General features: G+C 52.3%; 20 protein-coding genes and 1 riboswitch. Of the genes, 6 read left to right on the top strand and 14 right to left on the bottom strand.

What is annotated here, in order from left to right; translation table 11 throughout:
- Window positions 1-110 precede the first annotated feature (110 nt).
- The 6 genes from VF260_10400 (at window position 111) to VF260_10375 (ending at window position 8,217) form a co-directional block, all read left to right on the top strand.
- Window positions 111-1,457: an extracellular solute-binding protein gene (locus VF260_10400; protein ID HEX7057586.1), complete on the top strand. Its 1,347-nt coding sequence runs from the start codon at window positions 111-113 to the stop codon at window positions 1,455-1,457.
- A gap of 99 nt (window positions 1,458-1,556) precedes the next feature.
- On the top strand, window positions 1,557-2,522 hold the full coding sequence (locus tag VF260_10395) for a sugar ABC transporter permease (protein ID HEX7057585.1): 966 nt from the start codon (window positions 1,557-1,559) through the stop codon (window positions 2,520-2,522).
- Window positions 2,519-3,370, top strand: a complete 852-nt coding sequence (locus tag VF260_10390; protein ID HEX7057584.1) for a carbohydrate ABC transporter permease — start codon at window positions 2,519-2,521, stop codon at window positions 3,368-3,370. Before VF260_10395 ends, VF260_10390 begins: the two co-directional genes overlap by 4 nt.
- Window positions 3,371-3,451: 81 nt before the next feature.
- Window positions 3,452-5,230, top strand: a complete 1,779-nt coding sequence (locus VF260_10385) for a sensor histidine kinase (protein HEX7057583.1) — start codon at window positions 3,452-3,454, stop codon at window positions 5,228-5,230.
- A gap of 2 nt (window positions 5,231-5,232) precedes the next feature.
- Entirely contained in the window at window positions 5,233-6,579 is a 1,347-nt protein-coding gene (locus VF260_10380) for an extracellular solute-binding protein (GenBank protein HEX7057582.1), read from the top strand.
- A gap of 21 nt (window positions 6,580-6,600) precedes the next feature.
- Window positions 6,601-8,217 carry a response regulator gene (locus VF260_10375; GenBank protein ID HEX7057581.1) on the top strand — a complete coding sequence of 539 codons (1,617 nt, stop codon included), beginning with the start codon at window positions 6,601-6,603 and terminating at the stop codon, window positions 8,215-8,217.
- A 64-nt stretch (window positions 8,218-8,281) separates the two neighbouring features.
- Here the strand turns inward: VF260_10375 and VF260_10370 are convergent, their stop codons facing one another.
- The 14 genes from VF260_10370 to mvk all read right to left on the bottom strand — a co-directional run.
- The gene (locus VF260_10370; GenBank protein HEX7057580.1) at window positions 8,282-8,461 is read right to left on the bottom strand and encodes a small acid-soluble spore protein H; all 180 of its coding nucleotides are present in this window, start codon (window positions 8,459-8,461) and stop codon (window positions 8,282-8,284) included.
- A gap of 18 nt (window positions 8,462-8,479) precedes the next feature.
- A complete protein-coding gene (gene ytfJ / locus VF260_10365) occupies window positions 8,480-8,938 on the bottom strand; it encodes a GerW family sporulation protein (protein HEX7057579.1) in 459 nt (152 codons plus the stop codon).
- Between the two features lie 96 nt (window positions 8,939-9,034).
- On the bottom strand, window positions 9,035-9,718 hold the full coding sequence (locus VF260_10360; GenBank protein HEX7057578.1) for a DUF2953 domain-containing protein: 684 nt from the start codon (window positions 9,716-9,718) through the stop codon (window positions 9,035-9,037).
- An 86-nt stretch (window positions 9,719-9,804) separates the two neighbouring features.
- The gene (gene scpB, locus VF260_10355) at window positions 9,805-10,422 is read right to left on the bottom strand and encodes an SMC-Scp complex subunit ScpB (GenBank protein HEX7057577.1); all 618 of its coding nucleotides are present in this window, start codon (window positions 10,420-10,422) and stop codon (window positions 9,805-9,807) included.
- Window positions 10,423-10,426: 4 nt separating this feature from the next.
- The gene (locus VF260_10350) at window positions 10,427-11,167 is read right to left on the bottom strand and encodes a segregation/condensation protein A (protein ID HEX7057576.1); all 741 of its coding nucleotides are present in this window, start codon (window positions 11,165-11,167) and stop codon (window positions 10,427-10,429) included.
- Window positions 11,168-11,207: 40 nt separating this feature from the next.
- Window positions 11,208-11,675 carry a 6,7-dimethyl-8-ribityllumazine synthase gene (ribE, locus tag VF260_10345; GenBank protein ID HEX7057575.1) on the bottom strand — a complete coding sequence of 156 codons (468 nt, stop codon included), beginning with the start codon at window positions 11,673-11,675 and terminating at the stop codon, window positions 11,208-11,210.
- A gap of 16 nt (window positions 11,676-11,691) precedes the next feature.
- A complete protein-coding gene (locus VF260_10340) occupies window positions 11,692-12,915 on the bottom strand; it encodes a bifunctional 3,4-dihydroxy-2-butanone-4-phosphate synthase/GTP cyclohydrolase II (protein ID HEX7057574.1) in 1,224 nt (407 codons plus the stop codon).
- Window positions 12,916-12,944: 29 nt separating this feature from the next.
- Window positions 12,945-13,601 (bottom strand): riboflavin synthase, encoded by a 657-nt coding sequence (gene ribE / locus VF260_10335; GenBank protein HEX7057573.1) that lies wholly within the window; start codon window positions 13,599-13,601, stop codon window positions 12,945-12,947.
- Window positions 13,582-14,763, bottom strand: a complete 1,182-nt coding sequence (gene ribD / locus VF260_10330; GenBank protein ID HEX7057572.1) for a bifunctional diaminohydroxyphosphoribosylaminopyrimidine deaminase/5-amino-6-(5-phosphoribosylamino)uracil reductase RibD — start codon at window positions 14,761-14,763, stop codon at window positions 13,582-13,584. The genes ribE (VF260_10335) and ribD overlap by 20 nt, the downstream gene beginning before the upstream one ends.
- 179 nt (window positions 14,764-14,942) lie before the next feature.
- Window positions 14,943-15,103: riboswitch (FMN riboswitch) on the bottom strand.
- 90 nt (window positions 15,104-15,193) lie between these two features.
- A complete protein-coding gene (locus VF260_10325) occupies window positions 15,194-15,628 on the bottom strand; it encodes a peptidylprolyl isomerase (GenBank protein ID HEX7057571.1) in 435 nt (144 codons plus the stop codon).
- Between the two features lie 64 nt (window positions 15,629-15,692).
- Complete coding sequence (lysA, locus tag VF260_10320; GenBank protein HEX7057570.1) at window positions 15,693-17,027, bottom strand: diaminopimelate decarboxylase; 1,335 nt, start codon at window positions 17,025-17,027, stop codon at window positions 15,693-15,695.
- A 96-nt stretch (window positions 17,028-17,123) separates the two neighbouring features.
- Complete coding sequence (locus VF260_10315; protein ID HEX7057569.1) at window positions 17,124-18,254, bottom strand: phosphomevalonate kinase; 1,131 nt, start codon at window positions 18,252-18,254, stop codon at window positions 17,124-17,126.
- A 3-nt stretch (window positions 18,255-18,257) separates the two neighbouring features.
- On the bottom strand, window positions 18,258-19,241 hold the full coding sequence (mvaD, locus tag VF260_10310; GenBank protein ID HEX7057568.1) for a diphosphomevalonate decarboxylase: 984 nt from the start codon (window positions 19,239-19,241) through the stop codon (window positions 18,258-18,260).
- Window positions 19,238-19,944, bottom strand: a 707-nt coding sequence (mvk, locus tag VF260_10305) for a mevalonate kinase (protein HEX7057567.1), incomplete at its 5' end; no start/stop codon positions are given. The genes mvaD and mvk, both read right to left, overlap by 4 nt.

The following is a 19,944-nucleotide window of genomic DNA, read 5'->3' as shown; positions in this document are numbered from 1 at the left end:
AAAATTTCAACCGCAAAAAATAGAATCGCCGCCTCTATTTTTCAGACCGAATCTTTTAAGATGATCATGCACGCAATCAAAAATCCATTGATACGAAAGGGGTTTCGCACATGGCAACATTTCGCAAGAGTTTGTTCTTGCTGCTGTCGGTCGCGCTTGTTTTCGCACTGGCGGCTTGCAGCGGAAAGAAAGGGGGGACAGAAGCAAACGACAATTCCCCGCAATCGACGCAAGGCGCGGCGCAAACGGATGCGCCCAAGGAGAAAATTGAACTTACGTTCTGGACATTGGGCAACAACGGGTATGAAACACTGGTTGACAAATGGAATGCGGATCATCCCGACATTCAAGTGAAAGTGCAAAATACCGGCGACCAAACGGCTCACCACAACAATATGCTGACAGCCATTTCCGCCGGTTCCGGCGCTCCGGACATCTTCATGCTGGAAATCGGCTTCATGGAAAAATTTCTGGCTGCGACAGACAACTTCTACAACCTGAATGATTTGGGCGCGCAAGATCTGAAAGGAAACTATCTGGACTGGAAATGGCAGCAAGCGTCTTCCAAAGACGGCAGCTTCCAGCTTGGCCTGCCGACCGATATCGGACCGACCGTTTTGTACTACCGCCAGGATTTGGTCCAGGCGGCGGGACTTCCCGCCGATCCGGCAGGATTGGCGGCGGCTCTCGACACCTGGGATAAATTCGCGGCAGCCGCCAAACAATACCACGAAAAAACCGGCAAATATTTCGTTGATACAACCGATTTGTTGCACAACGCGCTGCGCGATCAATCCGACGGAGAAATTTACCTGAGCAAAGCCGACGGCTCGTTTATCGGCGATACGAATCCGCAAGTGAAAAAAGCGTTTGATTACACGGTTAAAGCCATTCAGGAAGGATGGGTGAACCCGTCTCCGATGTGGTCTCCGGAATGGGGCCAAGCGACAAACAACGGCGATTTCGCCGTCATGCCCGCCCCCGCCTGGATGTCCGGCGTCATCAAAGGAAACGCGCCCGACACTGCCGGCAAATGGCGGATTACGCAGCTTCCTGAAGGCGCCGGCAACTGGGGCGGATCGTTCCTGACAATTCCGAAACAGTCGAAACATCCAAAAGAAGCGTTTGCATTTATCTCCTGGATGGTAAGCAAAGAAAACCAGATGGAATCTTTCAAAACGAACCAGTTGTTCCCGTCCATCCCGGCCATCTACGACGAACAGGAATTCAAAGATTTCGTAGATCCGAGCGGCTTCTACGGCGATCAAAAGATTGCCCAGGAATTTGCGGCAGCGGCGCAAAAAGTGAAACCGATGTACTACGGCCCGCAACATGACGCCATCGACGCGATCTTCAAGAACGCTTTGCGCAATGTCCTAGAAAAGAAGGCCGAACCGGCGAAGGAATGGGACGAAGCGGTCAAGCAAGCGAAAGAGATTGTCAAACGCGGCGGCTGATTCCGCAAGCTTGCGCAGCTTATGGAATGACACAGCTCACATGCACGGCGGGGAAACCCGCCGTGCCCTTTACATTGCAAGGTATTACGGAGGTGGACCATGAGTCAGACTATAGTGGCAGCTAACGTTGGCAAACCGCCCAAGCGCCCGTTTTGGACCGAGCGCAGACGCACCGCTTCAACAGCCTATTTATATATTTCGCCTTTCTTTATACTGTTTTTAATTTTTGGCGTATACCCGATTTTTTTCACGTTTTATTTGTCCTTTTTCAAGTGGAACGCGATCTCGCCAATGAAATATGTGGGGTTCCAGAACTTTGCCCTGATTTTTGAAGACCCGACCTTCTGGGTATCGCTTATGAACACCATCCTCATGGGCATCATGGGCACGGTCCCGCAGCTGATTGTCGCGCTTTTGCTCGCCGTTGCGCTGAATTCGGCGATTGTGCGCTTCAAGAACTTTTTCAGGATCGTCTACTTTTTGCCGAATATTACGTCCATTGTCGCGGTAACGCTGGTTTTCAGCGTCATTTTCAGCAATCAGGGCATGGCCAACATGCTGCTTGACTGGTTGGGCGTAACGACGGACGTGGCGTGGAACTCCGGCTGGTGGGGGGTCAAAATCGCGATTGCCGTCATGATTTTTTGGCGCTGGACCGGATATAACGCCATCATTTACCTGGCCGGATTGCAAAGCATTTCCCCGGAACTTTACGAAGCGGCCAAAATCGACGGCGCAAACTCGCGCGACGCGTTGTTCAAAATCACGATCCCGCTGTTAAAACCGTTTATTCTGTTTACCATTTTGACGTCCACGATCGGCAGCTTGCAGTTGTTTACCGAGCCGTTCGTCTTTCTCGGAACATCGGGTACGGGCGCGACGCGGCCGGAAGGGATTACGATGGTCATCTACCTGTATCGCGAAGCCTTTACCAATTCATACTTCGGGACGGCTGCCGCGACCGCCGTCGTATTGTTCCTGTTTACGATCATATTTTCGCTGATCAACCTGATGATTACGAACAGACTGGGCTCTTCCGGGTCGTCTTTGGGAGGTGCGAAATGAATACTGTAGCAGTCGGCGAAAAGCCGGGATTTTTACAAAAAACGATTTTGTATTTGATCTTATGGCTGGGCGCCATTATGTCGGCATTTCCTTTCTATTGGATGTTTGTCGTCGGAACGAACGATCGCAGCGCCGTGTTCCATATTCCGCCAAAACTTGTGTGGGGCAATCTGTTGCTCACCAACATGGAAAAAGTAATCGAGCGCATTTTATTTTTCCGTTCAATGTATAATTCCTTTATCCTCGCTTCTTTGGAGACGGTGTTTGTCTTGTTCTTTTGCGCATTGGCGGGGTTTGCCTTTGCCAAATACGAATTTCCGCTGAAGCGAAGCTTGTTCATTCTGGTGCTCGGAACACTGTTTGTGCCGCAGCAGCTCAGTTTGCTGCCCAACTATATCATCATGGCCAAACTGCATTGGATCGACGATTTCAAAGCCATTATCGTGCCCGGCATGGTGAACGCGTTCGGCATCTTTTGGATGCGCCAATATATCGAAGCGGCGGTGAGCAATGATCTGATCGAAGCAGGGCGCATCGACGGCTGCAGCCATTTTCGCATCTTTTGGCGGATCATTTTGCCGATTATCACTCCGGCATTGTCCACACTTGGCATTTTCACCTTTATGTATGTCTGGAACGATTTTATGTGGCCGCTTGTCGTTTTGAAATCGCAAGAGCATTTCACGCTGCAAATGACGCTCAGGCAGTTGTTGTACAACCGCGACGGCGTCGACTACGGGATGGTGATGGCGGCCACGTTTACGGCTACGCTTCCGCTTTTGCTCGTCTTTTTGCTGTTCAACCGCTGGTTCATTTCGGGTCTGACTTCCGGGGCTGTAAAAGCGTAAATTGTGAGATTTGTATTGAAAAAGGTCACAATTTAACGAATAATTGTAATTGGATGAAAGCATTCGGAGGATGTGGGATCGATGACGCTCAGAGGCAAATTCATGATCGCCATTATTATGCTAGTCTTTGCTCCCGTAATTGCGCTGGGGGTCATTTCCTACCTGACCTTCTCCGAAACGATCGAAAAGAAAACGAGCGATTTTTACAAAGTTTCGCTTCAGGAAACCGACCGGAAACTGAATTACGCCTTAAATCAAATCAACTCGGTGACCGATGTCGGGATCGTGCAGCCGGTCGTGCAAAAAATGTTAAAACGAGATATTTCCGCCATCTCCGACAGCGAGGAACAGGAATTAAACAACCTGTTCCTTTCTCATCCCCGGATTATTTCGCTTTCGCTGTATTCGAAAACTCGCCTGCTGTACACAACCAATCCTGCGCTGACAAGCAGTTTCAGCGTGATTGTCAAGCAGCCCTGGTACAAAGAGATGAAAAATTTGAACGGCAAACCGCTGTGGCTGGGCCCGTATGAAAATGACGCGTTGGCCGAGCCGCGCTATCTCACGTTCGCCCGCACCGTGAAAGATTATTATTCGCTGGAAGATATCGGCATGCTGGTTTTGACTGTCAAACCCGACATTTTGGAACAAGTGTTTTGGGAAGCTTCCATTTTGAAACAAGGGGACATTTTGCTCGTAAATAAAAACGGAGATATTATTTTCAGCAAATCCGGCCGTTACTTTGGAGGCAAAGACCGGTTGCCGCTGCATTTCGGCCAAAACGCGAAAAACTCGTATATCGAAACGTATCAAGGCGAAAAATCTTTTATTACGGTCGTGCCTTCTTTTAACGAGAATTGGTATTTGGTGGCGGAAACCTCGTTTCGCGCGCTGCGCTCCGAATCGGCGAAAATTCGCAATATCACGCTGGCGCTGTTGGCATTCTCCCTCTTAACCGCCCTCGCCTTCGACCTCTTGTTCATATCGAAACTGGTAAAGGCGATCAGCCGCGTGGTAAAAGGCATGAAACGGGTCGAGCAAGGGATCTTCAACCCGGTCATCCCGGTTAAATCCGACATCAAACTGGGGAAAGACGAAAGCACGATGCTGGTTGACGGATTCAATCGCATGAGCGGGCAAATCAAGGAATTGATCAGCACCGTCGAACAGGAGCAACAACGCAAGAAGGAAGCGGAAATGCAGGCGCTGGTGGCGCAAATCAACCCTCATTTTATCTACAATTCATTAGAGTCGATCAACTCGTTGGCGATTATTCACGGCAACAAAGAAATCAGCAAAATGGTCGTGTCCCTGGGCCGGTTGCTGCGCATCAGCATCAGCGACAGTCCGGAGTTGATTCCGCTGTCCATGGAAATGGAACACGTCAAGCACTATCTTGCGATCCAGAAGTTCCGATTTGAAGACAAATTCGAATACGAAATTGATTTGCCGGAGGAACTCGGCAACGTATTGACGCAAAAGCTGTTTGTCCAGCCGATCGTGGAAAACGCGCTCTACCACGGAATCGAGCCGATGCACGGCGTCGGCAAACTGTTGATTCGCGCAAGGAGATATCACGCCAACATCGTGATTGACGTAATCGACAACGGCCTGGGTTTCGACAATGAAACGCTGCGCAGCTTATCGGAAAATTCGCTGACCGGAGCGAAAAAATATTACCATAAGGGCGTCGGATTGAAAAATGTGCATGAACGCATCCGCATCCGCTTTGGGAGCCCTTACGGCATCATGATTTGCTCGTCGCCGCACGACGGCACAACCGTTCGCATTCGCCTGCCGCTGATCGAATCGCCGATCGACGATGTCGGCCAGGCGCCAACCACTCCCCGGGAGGAATGACCATGCAACGCAAACCATTGATCCGAATCAAACTAGCGGCGCTGGCCCTTTCCCTGCTCGCTTCCGTTGCCGTTTCCGGCTGCGCCGATCAATCCGGCGCCGATATGCCGCAACAGGAAAAAATCACCTTGAGTTTTCGGCATTTCTGGGTTGACGAACACGATCTGAAAGTGGCGAACACGATTGAAGCCGTTATCAACAATTTCGAAACCACGCATCCGCATGTGAAAATAGAATTTGAAGGCATGAACCAAACCATCTACCGGGAACAAAAATTGAAAAGCGAAATGGTAGCCGGCAATCCGCCGGACATCATTCCGTTGTTCGGAGGCGGCGAAATTGAACCGTACGTCCGCGCCGGAAGATTGGTCGACCTGACGGATTTTCTCGAGCAAAACGGGTTAAAATCCGCTTTCAAAAATCTTGATTTGTGGACGTTTCACAATAAAGTCTACGGACTGCCTATGGAAGGAAACGCCGAACCGCTTTACTACAACAAAAAAATCTTTGCCTCATTGCACTTGAACCCGCCCAAAACGATAGATGATTTGTTTGCAGCCATCCCCGTTTTAAAGAAAGCCGGCTATATCCCGTTTGCCTTGCAAAACAAAGACCGCTGGACAGGCGCAATCTTCTATCACTATTTTTTGCAGCGATACGGCGGCAATGAACGGATCGAAAATATTTTGACGAAAGACGGCAGTTTTGTAAACGCCGATTATTTGCAGGCGACAAAAGACTTCGCCAAACTGATCGAACTGGGCGCTTTTCCGGACGGCGCCAACGAATTGACCAAGGAATACGCGGTCAATTTGTTTACAAGCCGCAAAGCGGCCATGTATTTGAACGGCAGTTGGGATATCGGGCTGTTTCAAGGCAACAATGCGGACCTTTTATTCCGCGACGAGGTCGGCGTCGTCAATTTCCCCGTTGCGCCCGTCGGCAAAGAAGACGCCGGAGCGCTGGCCGGCGGATATACGTTTGGCATCGGCCTGTCAGCCAATCTGAAGGGAGCCAGGCTAAAAGCCGCCGAGGAATTGTTAAAAGCGATTTATACCGAAGAAGTGCAACGGGAGCTGGTGTACGAGGCTATGCGCATCCCGTCGATGAACATTTCTTTCGACGCCGCCAAAACCGGCCCGATCTTCCCGCAAGTAATCGATTTGATCGAACACTCCAAACATACGTTTATACCATATGACAACATTTTGCCTCCCGAGGTCAAGCAGACCTTCCTTGAGGTAGTGAAAGATTTGATCGACCAAACAACCACTCCGGAGGCGGTTTTGGCAAAATTGCAGGAGTCCCTTGAACTCTACCGGAGTCTGGTGCAAGACGGAAAACATTAACCTTGGAGGAATGATTGCCCAATGGAAAACAGATATCAGATTATGCTGGTTGATGATGAACCGATCATTCTCCGCAGTTTGAAAATCGCCCTGCCTTGGGAACAATTGCAAATCGATATTGTCGGCGATGCCGCAAACGGCGAAGAAGCGCTGTTGATGGCGAGGCAGTTGAAGCCCGACATCATCATAAGCGACATCCGCATGCCCTCCATGGACGGAATTTTTTTTATGAAGGAAATCCTGAAAGAATATCCCGGCGTCATCTTTATTTTTCTGAGCGGATATTCGGAGTTCAGTTATGCCCGCGAAGCAATGCGGTTCGGCGCCTTCGACTATTTGCTCAAGCCGATTGACCACGAGGAATTGCACAAAGTTTTGCTGAAAGCGAAAGCGAAATTGGACAAAACCCGCTTGCAGAAGCGCGAGACGGAAATTTTGCGAAAATCGATGCAATCGCTGTCCACGCTCGTTCGCGAACGCATGTTTGTCGATTTGATCGAAGGCAGGGCGGCGGACAGCAAACATTCCTATTGGCTGGAAAATTGGGAACTGGAGCATCCTTACCATACGATGATCATCCTCATTGATCAAGACGATCTGGCCGCCAAACGCTGGAATCAGGACGAGGTCAAATTGTGGCTGTTTGCGATCGGCAATATTTTGGCGGAATTCGGAGAGAAAAAAGACTGCTTTACGATGTTTCCGTTTCATCGGGGCGAATGGATCATGATTTTTCAAAATAAAACGCGCGATGAATTGGTCGAATACGGCCGTGAACTGATCGGGGTCATTCATAAATTCACGAAACTGCTTTGCTCGGTCGGCATCAGCGGCAAATTTCGCGGGCTTGACCAATTAAGCGCCAGTTATGCGGATGCGCAAACGGCATTGCTGCAAAAATTTTTCGAACCGGGCAAAAAAATTTATACCGCCGATGTGCCTGTGATAAACGGCGCAACCGATTATCCGAAAGCGATCGAAAACGAACTGGTCCAGGCTTTGCACACCATGAACGCCCAGCGTTTGCGCGAGACGGCGGAAAAGCTGCACGAACACCTGCGGCAAAACGCGCTTTCGAAAGAGCAGGCCGTAAACACCATGTTGCAAATGGTCGTCGTTTTGCAGCGGGAAGCGGAAAATCTGCGCATCCATTCGGAATCGAACGCGAATTATGTGATGGATATCATTTTCGCCGCGGACAATCTCGCGGAGATGATCTTTCGATTTGCCGAATATTTCGGCAACATGATCGCGCAAAATGTCGAAAAAGGCAACGAGGAAAGCAGCCGCGCATTGATTGAAAAAGCCCGCGAATTTATCGCCAGCCGGTATTACTACGATATGAGCGTCGACGAAGCCGCCGAATTCGTGGGTTTAAGCTGCAGCTATTTTTGCGTGCTGTTTAAACAGGAAACAGGCTTGACTTTTTTGGAATACTTGACAAAATACCGGATCGAAAAGGCGTGCGAAATCCTGCGCAACCCCGACGTAAAAGTGTACCAGATCGGACCTTTGGTGGGATATCAGGACGCCCGCTATTTTACCCAGGTATTCAAAAAAATCATCGGCCTCACCCCAACCGAATACCGCGTGAAAAGTTACGGCTCCGCGGGAGCGGCCTCCCGCAAAGGCAACTGATAATCGGAAAGGCGCATAAGCAACGGTGGGGGTTCGTCCCCCACCGCCAAACACAAGCGATCGCTCAATGTTCCTGCAGGCTGTCCACCGATACAACCTGTTCATGCTGCCGATCGTTTAAAGAATAAATTCTCGCCGTTTCATTCTGTTCATCCACATGCTGGATATAAATCGCTTCACCGTTATACGTCACATGCTTCATATCGGGAGACGCCGCGATTTCCTTCGCTCGTTGCACGTTCATAAGTTAATTGCCCTCCCGCTACATGACCACATTGGAATTTGTTTGCAATGCTTGGGAATTCGCATTTTTTTGCCCTTTGACCATCGCCTGGATTTTCTCCATCACTTGCGGCGCCAGATCAATCATCCGTTCCACCAGGTGGGTGTTATTGTCCAACGGCACGACCTTGACGCCGGAACTGTTCACCACGAGAAACGCGATCGGATTGATGGATACGCCGCCGCCGCTGCCGCCGCCGAAGGGCAGCGCGACCTTGGCGTTTTGCGCATCGTTTTGATGCTGCGCGTTCTCCGCGCCTTTTTCAATGACAAAATCGCTGCCGCCCGCGGCAAACCCAAAACCAACCCGGGAAATCGGCAAAATAACGCTGCCGTCAGGCGTCTCCACCGGATCGCCGACAATCGTATTGACGTCGACCATTTCCTTGATGTTTTCCATTGCCGTCTGCATAAGACCTTGTATCGGATGTTCGGACATACATTATTCCTCCTCTGGTGTAAGATACGCATGGTTAGTGTGGCCAATCCGGAGCTTTTTATGTATGCAGACCTCGGTTATACGCAAGGCAACACGTCATCCCGTGGGCGTTTTTACGATTTTCCGCAACCTGCGCACGCCCTTTTTCGCCCGCATCACCCGGATGAGAAGCAACATGCCGGCAACAAGAAAAGAAAAAAGACGCACTGTTAGCAGGCATCTCATTTTGGTGGAGAAATGCGCATGCGCATAGTTGGGCGTTACCGTAATGCGCGGATTTGCGAGCATGCGAATGCGCGACGTGATAAAACCGGCGACGGAAGATTTCAAACTCCAGGCCAAACCGACCGCCACGCCGGTTTTCGCCGCGTCGGCAAAACCGATCTCGGTCATCCAGGTTAGCGAATGGCAGCGGACATGCGCCAAAAAGCGGAGAAACCATGAGCCGAACCCGGCGATTAATTCATTCATGGCTTTGCTTATGCGCCAAAGATTTTCCAGATCGTCAAGATTCAGCAAATCGCGGCTTTCAGCGGTCGTTTCGTTGTTGTTGCGGTTGACCGTTTCGCTCTTGAACGCGATTCCCTTGTCTTTGCCAAGCCAATCAAACATCGGCATATTCCGGCGGATATGGACGATTCCGAACAAAAGCCTTACATCGGCAAACATTATGTCATTATCGTGCTCACGGCTTAACATTAGCTCGATTTTGATCCGATCCAAAAAAACAATCATCGCCAAAAGCGCGATAACAGCCGCAACGATCCATAGCCAGAACATGATTCACGTTCCTTTAGCAAATAAGTTCGACGAAGCCGCAGTCCTATTATGCTCAGCAAACCTGATATCATGCGCTTGGGCGCCCGTTACGTTTTTTCGGCGGCGGCGGCAACATCATCGATCGTCAGCTGGCGCTCGTCAAGCTTTTCAAACAGCATTCTCGTTTCTTCCTCAAGATTTTCGCCGTTTTCAAACGCGGAAAAGTCCGGCAAATCGCGCAAACTGTTTAAACCGAAATAATCGAGAAACTCCTTTGACGTGCCGTATAAAATGGGCTTGCCCACCGCATCGGCGCGGCCCACCTCGCAGATCAATTGTTTCACCGCCAGCGTATGAATGGCGCGATCCGATTTCACCCCGCGGATTTCCTCGATTTCCACGCGCGTGATCGGCTGCCTGTAAGCGATGATCGCCAATGTTTCCAATGCGGCTTGCGACAATGTGGAACGCGAGGGGGAAGCGGCCAGCCGTTCGAAATACGGCGCATGCGCCGGCAATGTCGCCAACTGGTAAGTGCCGGCAAGTTCCAAAAGTTGCACGCCGCGGTGCTCGCGGACGTAATCGTTTTTCATGTCCTTAAGCAAATCAATGACAAGAGCGGTATCCTGCTCAACGACTTCGGCGATTTGCCGCGCGTCAAGCCCCTCATCTCCGGAAACGAACAGCAATCCTTCAATAATCGCTTTCAGCTGCCGATAATCCATGCGCTCAAGCCCCCTCTCTGTAGCTGATGATCATATCGTCAAACAGGCGATGTTGATAGCAGCTGACTTTTTTTAGCCGCATCAATTCCAATAACGCCAGGAAGGTTACGATAATCCCTTCGCGCGACACACAGTCGTACAGAAGCGCGGAAAATTTCACTTTGCCCTGCGCCTTGAGCAAGCTTTCCAGGACAACGATCCGGTCGTTAACGGAAAGTTCATCGCGCTCTATTTTGGCTACCCGATTCCGCGAAGCCGCACGCTTCAAGGCTTTGTGCAAGGCAATGACAAGATCGGCAATGTGCAGCCCCCGCACCGGATTTGCCGGCGCGTGATTCGCATAGGGCGTCAAATCGGCCGGCTCTCTTGTATAGATCAAGCTGCGCGCCAGTTCTTTATCCCGCAAATATTCGGCAGCTTCCTTGAATTTCCGGTATTCAAGCAGCATTTGCACCAGTTCGGCGCGCGGGTCGTAATCGGGATCATATTGTTCCCCGTCAAGTTCGATAACCGGAGGCTTCGGAAGCAGCATTTTGCTCTTGATCGCCATCAGGGTTGCCGCCATCACCAGAAACTCGCTCGCCACATCAAGCGAAAGCTCCTGCATCGTGCTGACATACTCCATATACTGGTCGGTGATTTCACTGATCGGGATATCGTAAATATCGATTTCCGCCTTGTCGATCAGATGCAGCAGCAGATCCAGCGGCCCTTCAAACGTTTGCAGCTTGTACAGGACGCCCATGCATCATCCTCCTAAAAAAGGCGCAACTGCGCAATCCGCCTTACGGCGCAAAATGCTTGGTCAAGTTGGCCATTTCAATCGCCGAAACGGCGGCTTCCCAACCTTTATTGCCGGCTTTGGTGCCCGCGCGTTCGATTGCTTGTTCGATCGTCTCCGTCGTCAGCACGCCGAAAATCACCGGCACACCGGTGGCCATGGCAACCTGGGCGACGCCTTTTGCCGTTTCGCCGGCGACATAATCAAAATGCGCCGTCGCTCCGCGAATGACCGCCCCCAATGTGATAATCGCGTCATATTTTTTGCTGTCGGCCATTTTTCTCGCGATCAACGGAATTTCAAACGATCCCGGCACCCACGCGATGTCGATTTCATCGTCGGTCACGCCGTGGCGCTTCAGCGCATCCAACGCTCCGGAAAGCAGCTTGCCGGAAATAAACTCGTTGAACCGCCCGACCACAATGCCGTACTTCAAATTTTTCGAAACCAACTGTCCTTCGTAAACCGCCATGTTTTGTCCGCTCCTTTTACTTTAGCCCTTCGTGAAAATCAAGCAGATGGCCCATTTTTAGCTTTTTCGTGCGCAAGTATGACTCGTTGTCTTCATTTTCCTTCACCTGAATCGGGACCCGTTCGACAACCTCGAGGCCGTAACCGCCCAGACCGATGATTTTCCGGGGGTTGTTTGTCAGCAGGCGAATTTTCCTGACGCCGATATCCTTCAATATTTGCGCACCGATTCCATAATCGCGCAAATCGGGTTTAAACCCAAGTTTAATATTCGCGTCGACCGTATCCAATCCCTGCTCCTGCAGCCGGTAGGCGCGCAATTTGTTCACAAGCCCGATGCCCCGGCCTTCCTGCCGCAAGTAGACAAGCACGCCGGCGCCCGCTTCGCTGATTTGCCGCAAGGCGGCGTGCAACTGCGGGCCGCAATCGCAACGGTGGGAGTGAAACACATCCCCTGTCAGGCATTCCGAGTGCATCCTGACAAGCACCGGCTGCGTTTCGTCAATCTTGCCTTTGACCAGGGCCACATGTTCTTTACGGTCGACATCATTGGAGTAGGCGATCGCCGTAAATGTGCCGTAATCCGTCGGCAGTTTGACCTCCACTTCGCGTTTGACCAGCTTTTCTTTTTCATTGCGATAGTGAATTAAATCGTGAATGGAAATCAGCTTTAATTCATATTTTTTGGCGATTTTCACCAAATCCGGCAGTCTTGCCATCGTCCCGTCGGCTTTAATGATTTCGCAAATGACGGCGGCGGGCGTCGCCCCGCACATTTTCGCCAAATCGACGGCGGCTTCCGTATGTCCGGTGCGGCGCAGCACGCCGCCTTTTTTGGCGATCAGCGGAAAAATATGCCCCGGCCGCCGGAAATCCTGCGCCTTGGCGGCAGGATCGATCAGCGCTTGAATCGTTCTGGCGCGCTCGTACGCGGAAATTCCGGTGGTCGTGTCCTTATGGTCGACCGAAATGGTAAAGGCTGTACCGTAATATTCCGTATTGTTCGCCACCATTGGCGGCAATTCCAATTGTTCCGCCCGCTCCTGCGTGATCGGCACGCAGACGAGGCCCCTTCCTTCGGTGATCATGAAATTGATCACTTCCGGCGTCGCTTTATCCGCCAAAGCGATAAAATCTCCCTCGTTCTCCCGATCCTCATCGTCGACCACAATCACGACTTTGCCCAGCATCAGGTCGTAAATGGCTTCTTCAATCGGGTCCAGTTTCATTTTCTCTTCCATCTCGCATACTCCTCCCGTTGTGGATGAATTCAGGCAAAACCGTGCTCAACGAGAAATTCCAAACTGAGACCGCCGGATTCGGCGGATTTGGCGGACGAAAAGTGCAGCAGCCGCTCGATGTATTTTCCCAAAATGTCCGTTTCAATGTTCACCGTGGCGCCTTTGCCTTTATCCTGCAACACCGTATGGGCGAGCGTATGCGGGATGATGGAAACGCCAAACTTTTCATCATCGGCGAACACGACGGTCAGACTGATTCCGTCAATCGCGATGGAGCCCTTTGCGACGATATGTTTCATAAGAGCGGCGTCTTGCGGCACGATAGTGAACATGACCGCATTTCCAACCGCCTGTTTTTCCGTGATCACGCCCACACCGTCGATATGCCCCTGCACGATATGGCCGCCAAATCTGCCGTTTGGCGATAGCGCCCGCTCCAAATTGACCCGGTCTTTCGGGCGCAAGTTTGCCAGGTTCGTGCGGCGAAACGTTTCCGGCATCACATCCGCGCTGAACGCATGCGCATCGAACGATACGACCGTAAGGCAAACGCCGTTTACCGCGATGCTGTCGCCCATGTGCAGATCATGCAAAACGCTGTTTGCGGCAACGGTGATATAAAGCGTATCCCCTTGCCGTTGAATTGCTTTTAACGTGCCCATTTCTTCAATTATTCCGGTAAACATCGGCCGCTTCCCTCCTTTCATCCCGCACCTGCCGCTCATCCCGCTTATTACGCCGTTCGCCCGGAAGCGCGGGATAACCCGTGATGCAAATATCTTCGCCAATCGTTTCGACTCTCATGTTTTTCAGGCGAATTGCCTCGTCCATTCGGGCAAATCCGGGAAAAACGAAATTCGGCGGAGATTGCGCGCCGCCAATCAGTTTCGGCGCGAAAAAAAGCACCATTTTATCGACCAGACCTTGCGCAAGCATCGATCCGTTCAGTTTGCCGCCGCCCTCCAAAAGGATCGAGCCAATCTCCATTTCGCCAAGCCGTTCCATGGCGAGCGGCAAATCCACGTGCGGCCCCGCACCGCAAACGACAAATTCGGCGCCCATCGCTTTTAAGCGTTCCATCTTCTCCGCAGGGGCCAGCGAAGTCGTCACAATAATCGTCCTCGCGATTCGCTCGCAAATTACCGCCGCCGTTTCCGGAATTTTCAAGGCCGAATCGACCACAATCCGGATCGGTTGCAATCCCGGCACCGTTAACCGGGTCGAAAGCCGCGGATTATCGGCAATAACCGTATTGATGCCGACCATCACCGCCTGATGTTTATGCCGCAGCACATGGACATATTCGCGCGCTTGTTCTCCGCTGATCCATTTGCTGTCTCCCGTAGAACTGGCAATTTTGCCGTCCAATGTGCTGGCGGTCTTTAACGTGACGAACGGCTTTTTGGTGCGAATATATTTTTCAAACGCCTCGTTCAAATATTTCGCTTCCTGTTCCAAAACGCCCGTCTTTACTTCCACGCCCGCTTTTTGCAACAAGGCGATACCTTTCCCGGAAACAAGCGGATTCGGGTCCAGCCGGGCAATAACAACGCGCTTCACCTTTTCCCGTATTAGCCGTTCGCCGCATGGCGGCGTTTTGCCGAAGTGGCTGCACGGTTCCAGGGTGACGTATACCGTGCTTCCCGCCGCCTTTTCCCCGGCCATATTGAGCGCGTTAATTTCCGCATGCGGGCCGCCCCGCTCCAAATGAGCGCCCAGGCCAACGATTCGCCCGTCCTTGACCAACACGCATCCGACGGCCGGATTGATCCCCGTTTGTCCTTGACATTGCTCCGCCATCTTTAGCGCCAGCCGCATATATTCCTCATCATCAAGAAACTGCAGCATAACCACCCCTCTCATCCGGAAAAATGAAAAAGCCCGATTGCTTATAGGCAAGGGGCTTTGGGGGATTCGTTCCGATATCAACGCAGCTATAACTAAGATCAAGTCGCAATTTGCTCGCACACAAACTGTCCTTGTGAAAAAACGAACAAATGCGGCTGATCCGTTTTGTTGACTGCCGTATAATCCTTCTCCCATCCAGACTATACTGTCGGCCCCGGATTTGCGCCGGGTCAGCCGAAGCATCCGGAAATGCCGGGATGCTCCGGGTCACGGGCTTATGAAGGAACATGAGCCTTCAATCACCGTCGGTGGGGAATTGCACCCCGCCCCGAAGGATTACACGTACAAGTATACTGATTTTGCCGGTATATGTCCACGCATTTTGCCAAGTTGCAACATTTTCGCCGCCTGGAATGCGCAAAATTGCCGTTTATTCTTCCCAAACTTTTACTTCCGTCATTTTATCGCCTTGTTTAATGCCGTCAACATGTTCCATTCCCGCAGTTACTTTGCCGAATACGGTATGAACGCCATCCAGATGCGGAAAAGCGTCATATGCAATGTAAAATTGGCTGCCGCCCGTATCCTTGCCCGCATGCGCCATGGCAATTGCGCCGCGCTCATGTTTATGCGGATTTCCCGCCGTTTCGCATTTAATGGTGTAGCCCGGGCCGCCGGTGCCGTTGCCGCGCGGGCAGCCGCCTTGCGCGACAAAACCGGGAATCACGCGGTGAAAAGTCAAGCCGTTATAAAAACCGGAATTGGCGAGTTTTTCAAAGTTCGCCACCGTATTCGGCGCATGTTCCGCAAAAAATTCAATCAATACTTTGCCGCCGTTTTCCAGCGTGATGCTTCCTTTTTTCATCGCAAACGCTCCTTGTATACGTTTATTTGCGGCCAATTGCGATCGGGGCCCGGCCATTGCCGTCCTAGCGCGAGTTGCTCAATGCTTTCTTCATGCGCTCCGGTATCACATCATTGGCCGTTAAATCAGCGTGCGATTCCCGCTTGACAACCAGATCGGCATGTCCGTCCTTCACGAAAACGACCGCCGGCCGGCGAATACGGTTATAGTTGCTGGCCATCGCATAATTGTACGCGCCGGTGCAGGATACCGCCAATATATCGCCGCTTGCCGCTTTCGGCAGCGGCAAATCCCAAATCAGCATATCGCCGCTTTCACATGCCTTTCCCGCGACCGATACCGTTTCCTCAACCGGATCGTTGGCGCGGTTGGCGAGCATGCCTTCATACTTTGCGCCATACAGCGCGGGGCGCGGATTGTCGGACATGCCGCCGTCGACCGCCAAATACTTGCGCACTCCCGGAATTTCCTTGAACGTTCCCACTGTGTACAACGTCGTGCCCGCCTCGCCGACCATGCTGCGGCCGGGTTCGACCCAAATTTCCGGCAAGGGATAGTGGTGTGCCGTAAAACTCGTTTTGATCGCATCGGTAATTGCTTCCACATATTGGGCGATCGGCAGCGGCGCATCCGCTTCCGTGTACCGTATGCCAAACCCGCCGCCCAAATTGATAACGGTGAACACCGCATTTAATTCATCGCGAACCTGGGCGGCAAATCCGGCAACTTTTTCCGCGGCCAATCTGAATCCTTCCGTTTCGAAAATTTGCGAACCGATATGGGAATGAACGCCAAGCACCCGCAGCGCGGGCAATGCCAACGCTTCTTTTACCGCCTGCAGGGCGGCGCCGCTCGCAAGGTCGAAGCCGAACTTCGAGTCGGTTTGACCGGTTGAGATAAACTCGTGCGTATGAGCCTCAACCCCTGGCGTAATGCGGAACAAGACGTTGACGTTTTGTCCCCTTTCCGCAGCCATCCGGTTTAGCAAATGCAGTTCCGTGAAATTATCGACGACAAAACAGCCGATCCTGGCTTCAAGCGCCATTTCGATCTCGGCGGGCGTTTTATTATTTCCGTGGAAATGAATGCGCTCCGCGGGAAAACCGGCTTGCAGCGCCGTATACAATTCGCCGTCGGAAACAACGTCAAGGGACAAGCCCTCTTCGTCCGCCAAACGGCACATGGCTTTAACGCAAAATGTTTTGCTGGCGTAAGCGACCTGAAATTTCAGTCCGGATGCGGCAAAAGCCGCTTTGAATTCCGCCGCACGCTTGCGAATCAACGCCTCATCCATGACATATAAAGGCGTGCCGAATTCCGCAACCAGTTGTGTGGTATCGCACCCGCCGATCTCCAAATGGCCCAATCGGTTGATTTTGCTGGTGCCGTGCAAATACATGATTTTTTCCCCTCTCAAAAACTACTATGATTCGACACAATCATAAAATAATACTAATAAAGTAACATATCCATATTGAGATGACAACACTGCTTTTTACACCAATTTCATGCCAAAAGCCGATTGTTCGGAAACGGCAACCCCTTGAAAGTCCACATTCAGCCGCAACGGGGTAATCCCCGCTTGCCGCCAGGCTGCGCGCAAACGTTCCGCATTCGCCTCGCCCGCAATCAGGGCAATGCCGCAATCCCCGCCGCCCGCGCCGGAAGGTTTGCCGGCGCCGTTATATTTTTCCGCGAGGCGGCATAATTCAGTTAATTCGGGCGTCTCGATCATTGCCTGAGCCAAATCGCCCAATTTTTTCAAGGCTGCGCGGTTTCGGGCAATGCCCGCCAATGCCGGCGCAACTTCGCTTTTGGCAAACGCGGCGGTCAATTCTTTTACGGCCGTCATGCTGCTTTGCAAAAATTCCTGATACATTTCCGGGCTTGTTTCACGGATTGCCTGCACCTGTTTGATCAAGCCGGATGTGCTTGCCGGTTGACCGGTCCAACCGACGCATACATGCAAATCGGGTATGGGATAAAGCTCGTCCACAGCCAAAAAAGGCCACGGTTCATCGATGATGGTGGTCAAATGTTCGGTTTGCCGAATACGCCGCAACAACCAGTCGGCCTGAAACGAAGCGTACTTGATCCATCCGCCAAATACCGCCGCCGCCACATCCGCGCCCGAACCGTTGCCCTGTGCGCGCAAATGGGCGATCGCCGCCAACTTGAACAGAAGACTCCTGGAAAGCTTCACCGCCGAACCGTGAAAATGCAAAATTGCGGATACGACCGCTACTACAACCGCCGCGCTCGACCCCAGGCCATACTTGCGGCCGGACGGATCATCAAGCTCGCTTGTGATCGTCAAACGAAAGGTTTTCAGATTGATCTGATGCTCCTGCAAATAACGAAGCGATGTTTCAATCGCGCTGCCGACAAAACGAAAACGCTCATCGCTTGGCGAAAATACCGCGGTTCCGTCGGCGTATCGCCACGCTGTTTGGCCCACACCCAAATCCGGCAGCGCTATACTGTTTTCCTCATTTTTTTCGATCTTCGCCAAAATGTAGCGATCCACGGCAATTACTACCGAAGATTGATAAGGTTCCAGCACGGCGTATTCGCCGGCAATAAACAGCTTTCCCGGCGCCTTGATCTGCAAACAATCCCAAGTCATCACTCAAGCTCCCTGTAAAAATGTCACTCCCGGTCCCGGACGGCACACCGTCACCGCCAGCACATCCGGGACCGATAATAAAGCTGAACGTACCGCGATTTCGTCTTTGGGTTCGCATAAAACTTTCACGTTTGGACCGGCATCGATCGTAAAGTATGCGGGAATGCCGGCTGTGCGCAATTCCTTAACCCGCCTGATCACATCCACGGTGGCGCTATGCCAATAAATAATCGGCGGATTCGCCGCAAACATCGACGCATGCATTTTCAGCGCATTTGCCTCCGCCGTCCGGCCAAGCATGGCAAAATCGCGCTCCGCTATGGCCTGCCTTACGTTGCGCAAATCATGCTCTACCGATTGCAACCAACCATTGTAAAAAGGCGACGTATCCACCGTCCGTTTCATGCCTTCCCGGCTGGATACCTCTTTCACCCCGGCAGACAGCGTGACCGCCATGACGCGCAAATCCCAATAATCTTGCGCCGCCAGGGGAACAGCATAAGAATCCGAACCGTCTTTACGCTCTCCTTTCAGCCATTCAACAAACCCGCCGTAAACAGAGCGGCATGCGGAACCGGAGCCCCGCCGCGCCATAAGGGACATTGCCTGCTCATCCAATGGCAAATCCAAAGCTTTCATCGCCGCGGCGGCAAGCGCCGCAAATCCCGACGCGGAAGAAGCAAACCCCGCGGCGGTCGGCACATGATTGACGGATTTCACGACCGCGTGCACGCTTGTCCCCGCAGCGGATCGCACAATATCCAGAAAGCGGGAAATTTTATGCTGCTCCCGCTCGTCGACAATCAGGCCGTTCAGTAAAATCACATCATCGTTCAAATGGTCGCAAAATTCCACTGAAGTTGTCGTATAAAACGCGTCCAACGTCAGGGAAATGCTGTTGTTGCATGGCAAAACCAACGCATCATCGCGTTTGCCCCAATATTTGACCAGGGCAATATTTGTGTGGGCACGTGCCGTAGCTTTCATTTTTCAACCCTCTCACCCAACTCGAAATACCAGGTGTTGGACGCGCCCGCTCGCTTAAGCGCCCGCGATACGCGGGCCGCATGCGCGCCGTCCGGCGCCAGCGCCAACATACAACCGCCGCGCCCGCCGCCTGTAAGTTTTGCTCCCAAAGCGCCCGCGTCGCGCGCAGCGTTTACCAGCCGATTGAGCCCATCGTCGCTAACGCCGAGCGCATTAAGCGCATCTTGGGCCGAATCCAGCAGTTCGCCCAAGCGGGCGCAATCTCCGCGGGACAGCACAGATCTTGCTTCTACGGCCATTGTTTCCAGGCGATTGACATGCTCTTTTGTTTCCTCCCGCGCTTGCCGCAAACGTTCTTTCACTGCCTGAACGGCGGATCGCGTGTCGCTCTTGCGGCCGGAATCCGCTATAACCAAATGCAGGGCCGCGCCGAGCGGCAGCGTTTGCGGCTTCTCCCCTTTGCAAAACCACAGCGGGCAATCCGCAGAAACGGCCGCCGCGTCGATTCCGCTTGGCGTTCCATGCGCAAAGGTTTCCGCAATATGCGCCAAAGCCAACAATTCGGCAGGATCCGCTTTGCGCCCGTAAAAAGCAAACAGGCTGCGCACCAATGCCACCGCGACGGCCGCGCTTGAACCCATTCCCCTCTCCGGCGGAATGGACGAAGCGATCCGGATGGACAAACCGTACTCCGGTTTTCCCA

The organism is Bacilli bacterium (genome assembly GCA_036381315.1).
GTDB lineage: Bacteria > Bacillota > Bacilli > Paenibacillales > KCTC-25726 > DASVDB01.
The sequence above is the reverse complement of the archived record's forward strand: the minus strand, read 5'-3'. Positions and strand labels throughout refer to the sequence as shown.